The 17,446-nt window shown below is 43.6% G+C and carries 13 protein-coding genes; 7 read left to right on the top strand and 6 right to left on the bottom strand.

The window, feature by feature from the left end:
* Positions 1 to 98 precede the first annotated feature (98 nt).
* The 7 genes from NL626_RS00840 to NL626_RS00810 all read left to right on the top strand — a co-directional run bounded on the left by NL626_RS00840 (position 99) and on the right by NL626_RS00810 (position 9,389).
* A complete protein-coding gene (locus NL626_RS00840; protein WP_033905238.1) occupies positions 99 to 1,304 on the top strand; it encodes an aromatic amino acid transport family protein in 1,206 nt (401 codons plus the stop codon).
* Positions 1,305 to 1,578: 274 nt separating this feature from the next.
* Positions 1,579 to 2,703, top strand: coding sequence for an HD-GYP domain-containing protein (locus NL626_RS00835; protein WP_054701448.1), 1,125 nt, complete (start codon positions 1,579 to 1,581; stop codon positions 2,701 to 2,703).
* 87 nt (positions 2,704 to 2,790) lie between these two features.
* Complete coding sequence (locus NL626_RS00830; RefSeq protein ID WP_005377723.1) at positions 2,791 to 3,009, top strand: hypothetical protein; 219 nt, start codon at positions 2,791 to 2,793, stop codon at positions 3,007 to 3,009.
* Positions 3,010 to 3,333: 324 nt separating this feature from the next.
* Complete coding sequence (locus NL626_RS00825) at positions 3,334 to 4,098, top strand: ABC transporter ATP-binding protein (protein ID WP_005377721.1); 765 nt, start codon at positions 3,334 to 3,336, stop codon at positions 4,096 to 4,098.
* A gap of 11 nt (positions 4,099 to 4,109) precedes the next feature.
* Positions 4,110 to 4,994 (top strand): iron-siderophore ABC transporter substrate-binding protein, encoded by an 885-nt coding sequence (locus tag NL626_RS00820; protein WP_054574124.1) that lies wholly within the window; start codon positions 4,110 to 4,112, stop codon positions 4,992 to 4,994.
* On the top strand, positions 4,991 to 6,967 hold the full coding sequence (gene fhuB, locus NL626_RS00815; protein WP_213893823.1) for a Fe(3+)-hydroxamate ABC transporter permease FhuB: 1,977 nt from the start codon (positions 4,991 to 4,993) through the stop codon (positions 6,965 to 6,967). Before NL626_RS00820 ends, fhuB begins: the two co-directional genes overlap by 4 nt.
* 199 nt (positions 6,968 to 7,166) lie before the next feature.
* A complete protein-coding gene (locus NL626_RS00810; protein WP_213893824.1) occupies positions 7,167 to 9,389 on the top strand; it encodes a TonB-dependent siderophore receptor in 2,223 nt (740 codons plus the stop codon).
* A gap of 42 nt (positions 9,390 to 9,431) precedes the next feature.
* On the opposite strand, the gene NL626_RS00805 is transcribed toward NL626_RS00810, so the two are convergent.
* The 6 genes from NL626_RS00805 to NL626_RS00780 form a co-directional block, all read right to left on the bottom strand.
* Positions 9,432 to 9,980: a hypothetical protein gene (locus tag NL626_RS00805; RefSeq protein WP_017634028.1), complete on the bottom strand. Its 549-nt coding sequence runs from the start codon at positions 9,978 to 9,980 to the stop codon at positions 9,432 to 9,434.
* 251 nt (positions 9,981 to 10,231) lie between these two features.
* A complete protein-coding gene (locus NL626_RS00800; protein ID WP_222712236.1) occupies positions 10,232 to 12,007 on the bottom strand; it encodes an ABC transporter transmembrane domain-containing protein in 1,776 nt (591 codons plus the stop codon).
* Between the two features lie 3 nt (positions 12,008 to 12,010).
* Entirely contained in the window at positions 12,011 to 13,750 is a 1,740-nt protein-coding gene (locus tag NL626_RS00795) for an ABC transporter transmembrane domain-containing protein (RefSeq protein ID WP_222712237.1), read from the bottom strand.
* Between the two features lie 271 nt (positions 13,751 to 14,021).
* Positions 14,022 to 14,513, bottom strand: a complete 492-nt coding sequence (locus NL626_RS00790) for a type II secretion system protein (RefSeq protein WP_005377704.1) — start codon at positions 14,511 to 14,513, stop codon at positions 14,022 to 14,024.
* A 204-nt stretch (positions 14,514 to 14,717) separates the two neighbouring features.
* Positions 14,718 to 16,061: a sodium/glutamate symporter gene (locus NL626_RS00785; protein WP_222712238.1), complete on the bottom strand. Its 1,344-nt coding sequence runs from the start codon at positions 16,059 to 16,061 to the stop codon at positions 14,718 to 14,720.
* Positions 16,062 to 16,485: 424 nt separating this feature from the next.
* Entirely contained in the window at positions 16,486 to 17,364 is an 879-nt protein-coding gene (locus tag NL626_RS00780) for a LysR family transcriptional regulator (RefSeq protein WP_222712239.1), read from the bottom strand.
* Positions 17,365 to 17,446 lie beyond the last annotated feature (82 nt).

The following is a 17,446-nucleotide window of genomic DNA, read 5'->3' as shown; positions in this document are numbered from 1 at the left end:
ACAATATCGACGGCAATACAAATATGGTGTTGGTTTCGGTCCGCCGTTGCCCGATCTAATACTGATAATTTCTAATAAAGTGTAAAGATTAATATACAATGAGTCGTTCTAAAGTATTCGGTAGTACGCTAATTATTGCGGGCACTACAATAGGCGCTGGTATGCTAGCGCTTCCACTTGCCTCTGCCGGCATTGGTTTTTCAACTTCTATTATCATCATGCTAGGCTTATGGGCTCTGATGGCTTTCACTGCCTTGCTTATGCTTGAGCTTCATCAACATGCGGAGAGTAGTGCTACACTTCATACTTTGGCGAAACAGATCCTAGGTCAAAAAGGCAAGTGGGTGGCAAGTTTTGCGATGTTGTTTCTTTTCTACTCATTATGTGCAGCGTATATCGCTGGCGGTGGTGCTCAGTTCGGAGACCGCCTTGCACAATGGTTTGACCTCGATATTTCAGGGCCTACATCAACGATAATCTTTACCTTAATTGTGACTTTAGTTGTGACGGTGGGTACCGGTACGGTCGATAAAGTAAACCGAGTACTGTTCGCGATGAAGCTCATTGCGATGGTTGCGGTGCTTTCTTTTCTTGCTCCAAACGTTACGGAATCTTACTTGTTAAGTATGCCAATCGAACAAGGCCTTGTTGTAGCGGCGATTCCGGTGATCTTTACTTCGTTTGGTTTCCACGGAAGTATACCTGCAATTGTGAATTACTTAGACGGTGACACTTCTTCTTTACGCAAAGCCGTTATTATTGGTTCGACGATTCCACTCGTTATTTATATCTTTTGGCAAATCGTGACGTTGGGTGTGGTTAGCCAAAGTACGCTTGTTGAGAACGGAGGGTTGAGCGCACTGATTGGTCAACTATCTCAGACAGTACACCAATCAAATTTGGGTAGCATTGTTGGTGTGTTTGCTGACTTGGCATTGTTGACATCGTTCCTTGGCGTGAGTTTGGGTCTATTCGAATTTTTGGGTGATACCATCAAAGGAAGTAACGATAAGCCTAATCGTTTGATTGCGGCACTAGTGACGTTTACTCCACCGCTAGGCTTCGCACTTTTCTATCCTCAAGGCTTTATTATGGCTTTGGGCTATGCAGCGATTGCCTTAGCGATTTTAGCCATCTTTTTGCCTTTGGTTATGGTGATCAAGGTTCGTAAATCGGATGATTTTACTGGGGAGTACCGCGTCGCAGGTGGTCAAGGTGCGCTAGTGATAACGGGCATCGCTGGCACTGGCATCGTATTCGCTCAGGTGTTAATTACGCTGGGTGTGCTTCCTGCTCTAGGCTAGTTGTTCAGAACGTTCTTTGAATAACCTCTAGTTACTGAATCCATCGTAATCAATCAGTATTGTTAAGCCAACGAGTTTTGCTCGTTGGCTTTTTTAATCTGGATCAAATTACCGTAAGATATCCGGTGAAAAAATTGGTAGAAATGTGCTTTTATTTCGTACACTTAAGTTGTGGTATATCGATAGTTTAAGTGGAGAAAACCGCTCAAAATACCATTGAATTTGCAACACAATGAGCTTTTCTTGTTTCTCTGCTTTGGTGTGGAGGTGAAGCATGGCGCACCGGAGTTTTTACCCGTTTGCAAAACCGCTTAACGAGCAACTGCAAACGCTAAAAGGCAGGATGCAGGCGCACTTGCCATGTATTGATAGGGTGTCATTTGCAAAATATCACCCAGACCAAGATGTGCTCAAATCATTTGCAGAAAGTGAGTTCGACACTTGGTGTCTAGCCCATCACGAATCAGCATTCCGTAAACTCCACCACCTCAATATTGCCTCTAAAAACGCGGTTCCTCGTATCGTCGAAGACCTTCATGATATTAATCACTGTCCTCGGGTTCAAATTTTACTCAAACACGGATATCAGTCGTCGGCTGCTATTCCTTGTTATGACAATAAAGCTTTTACTGGTTTTGTATTTTTGAACTCCACTCAACGTGATGCGTTTAGTTTAGAAGCGCTGAATGGTCTTAAACCTTATTTCGAAATGATTCGATTTGCGGTTGAATCAGAGACTCAAGTAGTCAATGCGATAGAAACGCTAGCGAACCGAATGCAATGTATGATGCCAGGCTATTCACCTGAGTATTACGCGCATACCAAACGCATGAAGTACTACAGTCAAATTATCGCAACGCAGTTAGCGGATCGTTATCACCTGAATGACGAAATGGTCGAAGATATTGGTATTTTTGCTCAGTTCCATGCGCTCGGTGATAGTCAGCTGCCAGTTGAAATTGCTAGCCGCCGAACAAATTACTCTCAAGAACAAGAGGCGATATTGATTCAACATATTGAGCGTTGTATCGATTCAGCGGATGACATAGTTGCCCGTATCGGAAATCCGGTTCACCCGAGTGTGACTTTGTTTTTGCAGATGGTTACTTATCAGTACGAAAACTTAAATGGCACTGGTTATCCGTATGGTTTAACCAGTGACGATATACCAATAGCCGCGCAAATTACGGCTGCTGCAAATGCCTTTGATTTTATGACAACGCACCATCCGTATAGACAAGCGTGGTCCATCCCATACGCATTGTTAGAGCTTGAAAAATGGGTATATCAGGGATGGTTATCTCGAGAATGTGTTAATGCTCTGCGAGAGCATCAAGGTTATATAAAGCAAATCATCCACAAATATCCTGAGCACTATACAGGCTTGGGGTTAATGTGAAGAGCAGTAACAAAGTTGAAATGTTGACGAGGAGGAATATTTAAATAATACTGTTTTTATATACAGTAACAAGTTTGGAGGTGAAGTATGTTGTGGGAAACCCTTGAAAGAGTAAACCGCTTACGCCAACAAGCACTTGCAAATCCTGAGTTTGTTGAGTCAGCAAAAGAGCACGAACAAGCACTTCAGGAGCAAGAATACCATTATCAAACTAAGAAAAAGCGTTCAGCCAAAGACAAACAAGGTAAAAAGTCGCTGGCCGATATCTATAAAGAAGTAGAGTTTGGCGCTGACGCTCGTCATTAATGTATTCACTGCGGCATTTTTCATTTCTTCATACGCTGCAGTATTCGTTCAAATTTATGCGAGAGCAGTGGGAGACCGCTACTCTCGTTGACCTGCCTATAATTTACTAATGAAGTTCAGCCGAGCAAATTATCACTAACACTTAGCAATTCTCTCAATGATCTTGTTGATGTAATGATAATGACAACGGTTTGCATTTGTATCTTTGTTGTTATATAAAACCTCCCTTATTAATCGTTCTGTTGAATAAGAACGGCAAACGTGATCAACGAATGAGAGCTCTGAATAACTGTTATTCGTAAATGGCTATTAGGTGAAGTAGGGATGTTGGAAGCTAAAGCACTCCAGTTTGAGATTGAAGGCAAGTCATTGCTAAAAGCGTTTGATGTGACATTTGAACCCGGAAAAACATACGCTCTTGTTGGACACAATGGTTCAGGAAAATCCACATTGTTAAAGTTGCTGGCACAGCAACAGCCATACACCGCTGGTGACGTGGTTCTGCATGGAACGAGCATTAACGATCTCTCAGCGAAAAAATTCGCCCAACACATTGCCTACTTGCCTCAGCATCTTCCAGTGACCGACAGTATTTTAGGTCGAGATTTAGTCGGTTTTGGTCGTTATCCATGGCATGGTTTACTTGGACGTTTGAGTAAGAAAGATCACGACATTGTTGAAGAAGCAATGGCGATGACAGGCACACTAAAATACGCAGATCGCTTAGTGGACACGTTATCTGGAGGAGAGCGTCAACGTGTGTGGCTAGCTATGCTGTTAGCCCAAAAAACCGAGTATTTGCTTCTTGATGAGCCTTTGTCTGCGCTAGATATCAGCCATCAAGTCGATATGTTGAAGCTTATCTCTAAACTCAGTCAAGAACTGGGCTTGGGCGTTATTATCGTATTACACGACATCAACTTGGCTGCACGATTTTGCGACTACATCGTTGCATTACATCAAGGTGATTTGATTGCACAAGGCAATGTTGAACAGGTGTTTACTGAACCTAAGTTGAGGGACATATATGGGATAGAGATGATGATCTCTGACCACCCTGCGGGTTACCCGGTGGCGATGCCAAGCTAAAGGTTGGAATAATGAGCAGTACAAACACTCGACTTAAACATTTCTCTTTCGCTCTCTCACTTAGTGCGCTTTTGGTCAGTTCTTTTCAAGCACTAGCTGACGCATCACCTCGGGTGATGTCGGTTGATTGGACACAAACTGAAACGATGTTGGCGTTAGGGGTTGTGCCCGTAGGCGTCGCTCAAGGGCAAGATTACGATGCTTGGGTAAAATCGCCACCGTTACCACCTCAAACTAAGGATGTAGGGTTAAGAACTCAACCCAATATAGAGCGTATTTACGAGCTCAGACCTGACCGTATTTTTATTGCCCCGTACTTCTCCTCAATGAAGCATCGTTTAGTCGATATTGCCCCCGTTACCACGATTGACTTATATGAAAGCGGGATCACAGATTGGTCGGTACTTACTCGTTTCACTCGGAGGTTTGGTGAAGAGCTGGGAAGAGAAGCGGAAGCAGAGGCGCTTATCCAACAATATGAAAAACGTTTCTCTTTATTAAAACAGCGCATAAACAAAGACCAGCCGCCGCTTTTAATGATTCAGTTTATGGATACGAAGCACGTTCGTGTTTTTGGTCAAAATAGTCTTTACTCTCAGGCTATCGAAAAGATTGGGCTGAGTAATGCATGGAATGAAAAGACGAATAGCTGGGGCTTTAGCCTAGTTGGCATCGACAAGTTAGCTGGCATAAAAGCTCAAATTGTTATCGTAGAGCCATTACCTTACGGTGGAGCGGAGCAGCTCTCTCAAGACCCATTTTGGCAATATGTTGTTCAACAATCTGGTGAAAAGGTCATGCAAGTCGCACCCGTTTGGAGTTTTGGTTCTATGCCTTCAGCTCTCCGTTTCGCAGAGTTAGTTACGGCGAGTAAGGTCGAGGAGTTAACACAATGAAAACGATGCCTTTAAGCTTTGTGGTGTTACTTTCGGCATTTACCTTTTCTATTGGTGCTTTCCAATTGTACCAAGTAAGCTCATTTTCGTTGGCTCTAAGCAGTTTATGGGAGCCTAACTTTCAATCTATCGATTCTGTTTTACTTCACTTTAGCTGGTGGCCTCGAGTCTTCACCACGATTATATCTGGTGCTGGATTAGCGGTTGCTGGGGTATTGATGCAGCAAGTGCTGCGTAACCCTCTCGCTTCACCCACGACACTTGGTGTGGCGAGCGGTTCAAGTTTTGCTTTGATGTTAGCTACGCTATTCGCACCTTGGATGTTGGATATCGCGCCTAATTTGGTTGCTCTCATCGGCGGTGTGATATCGATGGGGTTGGTGATGCTGTTGTCATGGCGACGAGCGTTATCTCCAACGGTTGTCGTCGTTTCTGGGTTAGTGATAAACCTGTACTTTGCATCATTAAGTACGGTTATTCTGATGATGAATACCGAAAAGCTGAATGGGTTAATGATATGGGGAGCCGGTTCGCTTGTTCAGAGTGGATGGGGAGATTTCTCGTATCTTGCCCCTCGAATCGCACTTGCTACGGTCGTTGCATTTGTGATTGCAAAGCCGTTAAGTCTGTTGGAACTCTCCGAGCAAGGTGCCAAGAGTTTAGGTGTCTCGCTAGCTAAGTTGCGTTTTGTCTGTCTTGGGCTTGCGGTGTTAATCACTTCTTGGGTGGTTTCTGCCGTAGGAATCATCGGTTTCATCGGGTTAGCGGCGCCAGCGATTACTCGATTGATAGGTATCAATAAAATCCAGCATAAGCTTTGGGTATCAATGCTGATTGGTGCCATGTTATTGACTTTAACCGATTTGGTTATTCAGCAACTGCCAGGGCTAATGGCGAGTTTTATACCAACGGGAGCAGCAACCGCTGCACTGGGCGCTCCGCTACTGTTATGGCTGTTACCTCGCTTATCACAAAAGACGCAGGGCCATACTCAAACAGTGTTAACTCGACATCGTGAACATGTTTACAAGCTAAACCCTAAAGCGATCTCATTGGCGTTGATCGGCACGTTAATTTCTGTTGTTCTTTTTGCCACGGTTGCTGTGCAAAATGAAGGGTGGGCAAACTTATTTTCTAGCCAAAATTGGATTTTTTTGGAGTGGCGCGCACCTAGATTATTTGCAGCAGCAATTGCGGGGGCAATGTTAGCGATTGCTGGAACCATGATTCAACGCCTAAGTGGAAACCCAATGGCAAGTCCTGAAGTGATCGGTATCAGTTCAGGGACAGCGATGGGATTGATCATCGCGATGTTTACTGGGTTTGGTTCGTCAATTTTCACTCTTTCTCTAGGCGGGTTCGTAGGTGCATTAGCGACGGTATTAGTCATTGTGCTGCTAAACCGTAAATCAGGCTTTCAGCCGGAGCGTATTTTGTTGACTGGTATTGCGATAACCGCACTGATGAATGCAATACAGAGCTTTATTCTAGCCACTGGTGACCCAAGAAGTTATCAAGCATTGGCTTGGTTGTCAGGGTCTACCTACTATGTCTCGGTTGAAACGTTACTCCCGTTGTCTTTATCTGCGCTTGTCTTTATAGGGTTGAGTTTTCTCTGCGTAAGATGGCTAGATATTCTTCCTGTCGGTGCCGCTTCCTCTAAAGCGCTTGGAATTCGAGTTGATCGTTCACGCGCAACACTGCTTCTTTTAGTTGCTTGTCTCACGGTCAGTGCGACATTGGTTGTTGGTCCGATTAGCTTTGTTGGGTTGTTGGCTCCGCATTTAGCTCGCTTATTTGGTTTTAACAAAGCGTCACAACACATGTTATGCGCCGCGATACTGGGGGCAGGGGTGATGTTGTTGGCTGATTGGTTGGGACGACAGGTCCTTTACCCGCAAGAAATACCAACAGGGCTTATGGCGTCTCTCATTGGCGGTTTGTATTTAATGTGGGGTTTACGCCGCTTATAGAAATGAGCTAAGCCTCAACCAAGAAAGTACTTATACAAATAAGCACTCGTAGTGGCATTCGTAACCTATGCGAGTGCTTTATGCAAAACCTCTGGTTTGTCTTTTACGGAAACAACTGGCGATGCCGTAACTCGCTTTTCTTTCAGCGGTCGCTGAAGTCATGAAGGGTTGGTTTGGCTGCCGACAAAAAGGAGAGAATATGACTCGGCAGTTTATGCTGACACCAACGTCGATGGCGGTTGTATTAGCTGTATCAACGCCAAATGTCTTGGCTCAGGAAGATGAAAATATAGTTGTGATTGGACAGCAGCAAGACAGTGCAGTTGGTCCAGATTTTAGTTATCTCGGAGCGAAGAGTCGGGCAGCGACGAAAACTGATATTGCTATCAATGAGACTCCAAGAGCGGTGTCTGTTGTTACGCGAGAGCAAATGGATGATCGTGCCTCTATTAGCATTTCTGACGCACTACAGTACACACCAAGCATTCAAACTAATTATTTCGGCGAAGATAACAAGCAAGATTGGTTTATTATTCGTGGTTTTAAACAGGCGAACAGTGGGTTGTATCAAGATGGTACCCGTTTATATTCTTCTGGCTTCTATAGTTGGCAAATAGATCCGTTTGCGTTAGAGAGGGTTGAAGTTTTACGTGGTGCAGCGTCTGTTCTTTATGGGCAAAACCCTCCAGGTGGGGTTATCAATGTTGTCAGTAAGCGACCTCAATTTGATGGGGGGTCAGGACTTGTATCTTTGGAGTACGGTTCTGAAGACCGTAAACAACTTTCTCTTGACGTAAACTCTGAGGTGAGTGAGCAGCTAGCTTTCCGCTTTCAAGGGTTAGCGAGAAAAAATGGGACAAGAATTAGTAGGGTAGAAGCAGAGCGCATTCTTCTCTCTCCATCGATGACGTACAAATTTAATGAGACGTCTGAAATTACCTTTCTAACGAGCTATCAAAAAGACGACTCAGATCCTTATCTGCAATTTTTGCCAGTTGAAGGAACGTTAACGCCAAACAAAAATGGAAAGATCAGTGATAGTTTAGCGATAGGCAATCCTAACTGGGAGACGTTTGAGCGTGAGCAGATGTCTTTAGGCTATGAGTTTTCTCATGCATTTAATGATACCACTTCATTTGTTCAAGCAGCTCGTTACAGCGAAATGGATGTTAAGCTAAGACAAATGTATTCGTACGTTTACTCGGCTGACGTGCCTGCGTTGGGGCCGGCTTTGGACCCATCAAATGAACGCAAAACCATACTTCGGGGTGCTTCAACAGAAGATGGGTCATCTGATGCTTTTAATATCGATAATCGTTTGATGCACCAAGTAAATTGGGGAAGTGTTGAGCATAACTTGATGTTGGGCATAGATTTTCAAATGATCAGTATCGATGGTAAAGATTTTGCGAATGATCCTATCGTTGCTGATGGTAATGCGCTCTTAAACACACCAATGGGAGCTTTGCCTGACCCTAGGTTTAATGTATTTAATCCTACTTATTCGGATAACATAATGTTACTCGATCCGAATACGCTACAACCATTGAGCGAAACCGATAAGCAAAGAACGAAAATCGATAATCAGCAGCTCGGCGTCTACTTTCAAGATCATATGCTGATCAACGATAAATGGGCGATGTTATTGGGCGCACGTTACGACGATACAAGTAATGAAGTACATAATGTTACCACGGGTGCTCGCACGAAAGTCGATAATGGAGAGTGGACGTTTAGCGTGGGAACGGCTTATATTTCTGATTCTGGCTTCACGCCATACTTTAGTTACTCTCAGTACTTTGATCCAATTATTCAAGAAGACAGCAATGGTAAGCCAGCGAAGCCTGAAAGCGGTGATCAATTTGAAATCGGTATGAAATACCAACCGGATTCATTTGATGGTTATTTCAATATTGCAACGTATCGGGCAACAAAAGAAAACTTGGCTCGTATCTACTTGAGTGAATTAACGCAAATAGGAAAAATAGAAAATAACGGCGTTGAGTTTGAAGCTGTAGCTAATGTGACACCATCCTTAACATTGATCGGGAACATTGCGTACGTTGATGCAGAGATAAAAGAAGACATCAATAAGGCATGGGTTGGCAAAACACCTTCCCAAGTGGCGAATACCGTATCATCAGCTTGGGCACATTATCGTTTCTTTGATGGACCTCTTGATGGCTTTGCTGTTGGCTTAGGCGCGCGCTATACAGGTGAGTCATACGGAGACAATGAAGAGAGACTAAAAGTACCAAGTTATTTCTTAATGGATGCGACGGTCAGTTATCGAATCGGCGATTACAAGCTACAAGTCGCAGCTAAAAACATCGCGGATAAAAAGTACATAGCGACATGTGATGGCTTTTGTTGGTATGGCGACCGACAAAATGTTATTGCAAGTTTAACTTACGACTGGTGAGTTAACGTATAAATAAACACCCCTAACTTTAGGGGTGTTTATTTAGAAATCGGCTTTACGGACAAAGTGCGGGTTTTTGTACTTTTTCTGCGGGCCAAACGATGATACGACAAGTTTGTTCCATAACGTTTTGTCAAACTCACCCTTTGGAATCGAAGGGTAGAGGGTTTCCTCTTCTTCTCTTGCAAAGTTCATATATTGTTTCTTTTTAATTTGATTGTACTTTTTGGCGATCTGGTTATGTTTTCTTACCCACTCCAGCTTGTAATTGTGGAGCACTTTTTCACCTTCTTCGAGACTCATTCGAGATAGGAACAGTCGCTTGTATGAGACCTTTCTGTCCAGCATTGTGCGCATAACGGTTTGGATATATTTACCGTGATGCGTAATGGTAATGTCGTTTTCATCAATAGGAGTGACACACCAGCCTTTAGGTAAAAAGTCTGGCTTCTTAAATTGCTTATTACGCTCCATTAGCGCCTGATGTAAAACTAAATCAGAGGTGCCGCGGAACGTCTTTTGCCATTTACCGATACGAATTTGAATCGAACCAGGCAAGCGATAGATGTTAGTAAACTTATCTTTGTCCATGGACTTGTGTCATGAGATTAATGTGCATAATTAGAAAGCGGAATTCAGCCCAATGCCACAGGCAGTAGACTTAAGTACCGTACGATTTTACAACGACCTTGCGTGATATAGCGAGGGGTTATGTCAATAATAGGTAAGAAATAGAAAATTAGTTCACATTATGAAGAAATTGGAAGCTAACAAGGTTAAATTTTGAAGTTACACCAATTATGCCCATGCCGACTAAATAAAAAGAAGGCACGGGCATAAAATCACACCGCTTCTTCGAGTTGCTTGGTGTCTTCTTCAATCTGTTGTAGATGTCGGTTTGCTTGCTGTAACTGATACATTTGAGCATAACGACTATTTTGCGTTAAGAGTGCTTTGTGTGTGCCTTTCTCGACTAACTCCCCATGATGAAGAACAATGATTTGGTCTGCATCTAAGATAGTTGAAAGCCGATGAGCAATAACAACGAGCGTCATGTCTTGTCTGAGGACCGCCAAGCTCTTTTGGATTAAAGCCTCTGTTCCTGAGTCAATATTTGCGGTTGCTTCATCTAATATCAATATCTTAGGTTTTACCACAAGCACACGTGCTAACGCCAAAAGCTGTTTCTGACCTGCAGATAAATTAGTTTCGCCTTGACCTAACTGCGTGTCTAGCCCGTTAGGGTAACGATGAATTTGTTCTGCCAAACCTACTTTGTCTAACGCATCCCATATTTGATTGTCATCAACCGCCCGACTGAGAGAGATGTTTTCTCTGACTGAAGCAGGGAGAATATGTGGATCTTGTTGAACCATTGCCACATCTTTGCGAAGTACGTCTTTCCCTAATGTTTTAAGTGGACGACCATCTATGAGCAGTTCACCACATTGCGTTGGATAAAAGCCCATTAACAGTGACGCTAATGTGCTTTTACCGCTTCCTGTATGCCCGACAAGCGCGATAAAGTCTTGGTGGTTGGCCTTCAACGAAATGTCTTTTAGGACGTCCTGTTTACCATCGTAGCTAAATGTGAGGTCTTTAAGTTCGATAGCACCTGACCTTAATGGTTGATGATCGCCCCCGTAAGTTTGTTCTTTCGCGTCAATCAATTCAAAAACACGTTCGCTTGACACTAACGCTTGCTGAAGTAGAGCAAGTTGCTGAGTCATCTCAATTAGTGGTTCAGTAACTCGCGCAAGATAACTGATAAATGCATACAGTACCCCCACACCAATCAACTCAATACCATTAAAACCAAAGATCGCAACCAAGCAAAGCAACGCAAGACCAGCGAGTAAGTCCATTAATGGTCTTAGCAGATAGCCGTTTAGCCGAATCACTCGTTTAGATGCCACCAGATGCTCTGCGGTTAGCTCGTTGAACTGTTTATTAAAACGCTCTTCTTGTTGCATTAATTGAATGACACTCATCCCTTGAATGGATTCACTCAGATTCGCATTTATATCGGTCAATAGGTCACGCATCTTTCGGTAGCTTTCTGTACTTAGCTGCTTAAACAAGTACATAAAGCCGATGACGATCGGCAGCAATACAAGCACAACGAGTGTGAGCTTCCAGCTCATGAAAAACATAACGCCAAGCATTACGACAATCATGACCACGTTTTTCACCACGGTCGCGATCAAAAGCTCATAAAATTGCTGTAAAGATTCCGTATCGTTGGTGATTCGCGACACCAATTTTCCAGCAGGAGTGTAATCAAACGCAGATAACGGCTGCTTAATCACGCCAGAAAATACTTGCTTACGAATCGCTTTGATCGTGTTAGCCGCGACAATGCTAAATTGCAATGACTGAAAATACTGGAATGTTGCCGATACGATCTGAAGAGCGATATAACCTACTGCTAGCGAAATCAGAACACTTTGTGAATAGTCACCTTTAGCGATGTGCTCATCAATGAAATATTGAATCAACCAAGGGCCGCCGGCGCTAGCTAACGCTGCAATAAACAGCAAGGCGAGTCCTTTAATCATTGGCTTTGGTTGAGATAATGGGTAAGACATTAACCGTTTAAACGTGCTGGTCTGGTTCATTCATTATTCCTCCATCGCCTGCTCTAGTTTCTGATACTCGAACATCTCGGCGTACCAGCCTTTATGCGCTAATAACGCGCTATGTTGCCCACGTTCAGTAATGTGTCCGTGATTCAATACAATGATCTCGTCTGCTGCTTCCAAAGCGGTGAGGCGGTGCGCAATAACGATTAGGGCCTGATTACGGTAGTATGTTTCCAAATTCTTAAGGATTTGATGTTCGGTCCGTCCATCAACAGCGGAAAGTGCATCGTCCAAAACCAACACTTGAGCATTCAGCAGCATAGCGCGTGCTATCGCAATACGTTGTTTTTGCCCGCCGGAGAGTGTAATGCCTTTTTCACCAACTTCTGTTTGGTAGCCTTCAGGAAACTTCTCAATATCGTCATGTATACAGGCTAACTTTGCAGCTCTATAGACTTCTTCTTTCTCTGCATTAGGGTTACCTAAGGCAATATTATCGAAGATAGATTTGGAGAATAGAAACGGGCTTTGATTAACCACGGCAAAGCGGTTGCGCCACTGAGGAAGTAGGGCATCTTTAATCTCAACATCCCCGAATGTAATTGAACCGTTTGTTAGGTCGTGCTGACGCAAAAGCAGCGTTAGCAGGGTTGATTTTCCGCTTCCGACAGGGCCAGCTACTCCCAACATTTTACCGGGCTTGAGCTCGATGTTTACTTCCGTCAAAGCGGGCGGTAAATCACTAGACCAGTGGAAATCGTCGATATCAATTTTTAACGGAAGTGGTTTATTTTCTATTGGCTTATTACCACTGATAATTTCTGGCTTTTCATCAAAGATCTCTTGTAGTCGGTTCCATGCGGCAGAGCCTCTTTCTAAAATGTTAAATAGGAATGCGAATGCCAGCATCGGCCATATCATCAACCCTAAATACATCGTAAATGCGGTCAGATCACCAAGCGTGATCTCACCTTTATCAACAAGGTAAGCACCAGCAGCGACACTGAGAAGGAAAGAGAGGCCGATGGTGAGTTGGATAGCTGGATCAAATCTCGCGTCGACTCTAGCGACGGCGATATTTTTCTGACCGGTATCATCGACTACATCTTCAAAGCGCTGTTGTTCTTGATTCTCTAACCCAAAAGCTCGCAACATTCGCACGCCGTTAAGTGACTCTTGCGTCATGTCTGACATGGTAGAAAAGGCTTCCTGAGCGACACGAAAGCGTTGATGTAGGATACGCACAATAAAGAAGATGATGATGGCAAGAAATGGCATTGGAAGAAGCGCCATTACGGTGAGCTTCCAGCTTACTTGCGTTACCATAATGATTAAAACCGCAATACCAGTGATCAAAGAGTCTGCGGCGGTTAAAACCCCTTCGCCGGCTGTCATAACGATATTACGCACATCATTAGTGCCACGAGCCATCAGATCCCCCGTCTTGTAACGTTCAAAAAAACGAGGTGGCTGTGTCGATAAATGCCTATATAGACGGTTACGTAGAATGGTCCCGAGCTCCCAGCTTGCGCCGAAAAGCCAAATTCGCCATAAGATGCGACACCCATAAATAGTAAAGATCAGTACAGTTAACCCTGAGAGCCATAGAATCAGCGTATTTGTATCTAAAGTGTTGTCTACGACGCCGTCAACTATGATGCCAACTGCTTTGGGCGGAACAAGCTGTAGTGCTGATATCACAGCGAAAAGCAGAATGGATCCGACATAGTGCCTCCACTTTTGTTGGAAATACCAACGTAGCTGCCAGAATATTCTCATTACGCCTCCCGCTTTAAATTATTGAATTTGTTATAGAACTATTATTGAGCGAAATGATGAGTTTACAAGCACAAGTTATAGGCGGGTTTAAAAACGATAGATTGTTTCAATTATAGCCATGTGTCGGCGCAAATTACTGGTTTTATCTCTATGAGCTCATTGTGCGACGACATTATGTGAAATAGTTGTTAATGATGGTTTTGGAGCCATTACCTTGTAATAACGATGAAGACACCAAAAGTAAAAGTGTTACTGCCACTCTCTATGGGAATTAGCAATCGTCAGTTTGTATTTTGTATTTCACTTGGCCACCAGGAGTTTCTGGGTAGTAAACTTCGACATAACACATATGTTCTGGACCAACAGGCTTGTTTGCAAAACCAATAAGGAAGTAGGGCTCGTCTGGGCTGTCTACCCCATACCAAGTGTTAATAGTGAGTTGCGGATCAAAGCCTGCTAGCTCTTTTGCTGGAATAACATTTTTGATAAATCCAAAGTAACCAATTAGGTCGTTATGGCCGTCATTATCTAGATCAATGTTATATTGTATGCCGCCATCTACTGTCTCTTGAGATTGAATCACTGCTTTGGTGTAGACAAAGTTGTTGGCGGTCATGAGTGCTTCTCTGGCTCCATATAGAACCGCCACTCTGGCATCTTTTTGTAAGCCAAGAAATTTAGGAAATGCAACGACGCTTACAATACCAAGAATGATGATGCACACAATGAGTTCAATAAGAGTAAATCCTTGAGAGCGACGCACTGCCTTTCTCCATGTTTTAGAAACGAATAGGCGGCTATTCTGATATAGAAACTTTCAGGTCAAGTATTAAAAAAGAATGATAATAAGAGATCGGGATTGCAAATCTCAAATATAAAACAAGTTGCTTATATTCGAGATGAAGAGTGATTTTGATAAAAACCAAGGAATGAACTCGAGAGGATAAAATCCTCCCGAGTAAAGCGACTAAGATTCGTGTGTCAGAGCACTGCGGTTACGTTTAAAAATGAATCGCCAAATAAATAAGACAATTGCGATGTAACCTAATCCTACCCCAAGCGCTTGCCAGTGCATGCCGTTATACATCGCGATTGGCATCAAAGAGATGATGAAGATGTCAGTGATTGAGCCTGGGACATAAGCGATGGCGTAATCATCAAGCACCTTGCTACGCATTTTTGGATCAACAATACGAAGCAAGGCAATACCCATGGCAACTGTACCGGTTAACCAACCCCAAGAGAAAATGCCTTTCTCGAACCAATCTTCTCCCATGATACGTGGGGCAACCCAGAAGATTAGCCATAGTGTGAAGGCGATACCGCCGATTGCAAGCACTACCATCGGCATTAAATACTGGGCTAAGACGGTAATCTTGATGGCTGAGATACCAAAGATAATCAAATAATCGGTACTGATGCCCGCAGCGTGTTTGAATGCACCGTCACAAAGATAGCGTGAAGCTTTCGTTTGTTTCGCGATGATTCGCACAAGCATGCCGCCAAGGAAGCCGGTTACGAACGTAGGGATTTGTACCTTATCGTGGAAAGAAGATAAGTAGTTAGCCGCTACATACGAGAAAGCTGTTACCACTACAACCAACGCCGCGTGAATCGCAAAAGAATCAACCGACAGGGAAGACATGGTGTCTTTCATTACCGGTTCTTGATCATCAGGCTTAACAAGGCCTTTGCGTTCGTGTTCGTCCATGCTGTCGAAGGTCGTAAAGCTACGAATCCAACCCATCTTCAATGCGAATTGCAGCATGAGCATGCCGACAGAAATCGAGATGAAAATACCCACGGTTGCGAACGTTAAGCCAAGTGTGAAGCCATCTTCCCAGCCAAGCCCCGTGAAGATTTCACCAACAACAGATGCAGAGCCATGTCCGCCCATAAAACCCGCAGACATTGTCACACCAAAGCCGGGATTAATCTCTGGCCAGAAGAAGGTTGTGAGAACTAGACCAAACATTGCCGCAAACAACCACTGAGAAACAGAAGCGATTTGGTTAAACGCCCACAATGAGCCAGCACGCTGCGCGACGGTTTTAGGTGATGGAACATCCGTTGCCAGACCTAACGCAGAAAAAAGTGCAGCAGTTAATAGGCTTGCGTTAGCGGTAAACGTATCGGTCCAAGGCAGTACGTCTAACAGGGCTGGTCCAAAAATTAGACCGAATAATCCTGCGAGAACCGCCGATGGAATGTACATACGCTGTAGTAATGGCGCGTGAACGCGAATGACTTTTGCCAAAATCAATAGTAAGCCAGCGATGGCTAAGTCAGTCAGCATTAGACCTTTAGGCATCTTATCCTCCAGTAAATGCAGTCAAGGGGTAGCGTCCTTGTGACCTACCTTGAATAAAAATCTCTCTAAAGCCAAAAAGCCACATACGTGACTAAAAGCGTTGAGAAATCAATGTCGTTTTCATAAGCAAAGGAATGTGCTTATGCAATTTGAAATGAGTGTAAATGTTGTGATTGCACACGAACAGGAAGAGAAATTAGATTAAATTTCTCGATATTTTTTTGATAGTTCACTCAGGAAAGGCGGCAATCCTAGTCACTTTGTCAGAGCAATGCAATTGGTGTGAATCAATAAATTATGCCTAGTTATGGGTGTTTCTGACTAACAACATGAAAAATAAAGACAATTAACAAGCAATAATATTTGTCATATCGACAATAAAAGTTAATTAAATGGTTAAATTGTCGCCGCTTTATGTGGGGCGTTACGGATTCACATGCGAAAGAACAAAATCGACTAAGGTGCGATTTTTAAGGGAAAGCTGTTTTGAACGGTAAAGCAGGTGGATCGGTTTTGGCTTGGGAATGTGTGAATGGAGAATTTCTACCAAGGCGCCAGATTGGATTTCCTGTTCAACTAAGATCTTTGGTTGCAGAAGAACTCCAGAGCCTTTTAACGCGGCAAACTTAAGTACATCGCCATTATTAGACGTTAATCGGGTGTTGCTGTTTCCAAAGGTATTAGATGGCATGTTCACCACTTGTTGGCTTTCTCCTTGGTGATACTGAAACCCCAAACAATGATGATGTTCAAGGTCATCAAGCGATTGGATAGGGGCATGTTGCTCAAGGTAAGAGGGTGAGGCGCAGTAAGTCATGTGGTATTCACCCAATTTTCTCGCGACTAACGACGAATCGACCAACTCACCGATTCGAATAATCACGTCAGCTTCGCTTCGATATGGGTCAATCAAATTGTTGTCCAACATCAGCTCAACGTTCAAATCGGGAAATTCAGCTAAGAAGTCAGCTACGATGGGGGCGATGACCTTTTTGCCATACGTGACAGAGCAGTTAACTTTTACCGTTCCAGTTGGACGGTTGATCAGCGTCTGGATTAGGTTCTCTGCGTTGGTGATGTCTTCAATAATGCGGTGGCACTCTTGGTAGTAGAGTTTACCGGCTTCGGTCAAGGACTGTTTGCGCGTGGTCCGATGAATCAGCTGTGTACCTAAGCTTTGCTCAAGAAAGCTCACGTGCTTGCCAACCATGGTCGGTGAAATATCAAAGTGGTGTGCAGCATTACGAAAGCTGCCGTGTTCGACCACGTAAGCGAAAACTTTCATGCTTGTTAATTTATCCATTGCACACCCAGAGTTAATAAAGAAATAACTAAAGCAGAGTTTATCAATCAAATGAGGTTAATTACAGTGGGCGTATGATTAA

Origin of the sequence: Vibrio sp. Y58_MX_L22, from assembly GCF_024181865.1 — a bacterium.
GTDB classification, from domain to species: Bacteria; Pseudomonadota; Gammaproteobacteria; order Enterobacterales; family Vibrionaceae; genus Vibrio; species Vibrio alginolyticus.
The sequence above is the reverse complement of the archived record's forward strand: the minus strand, read 5'-3'. Positions and strand labels throughout refer to the sequence as shown.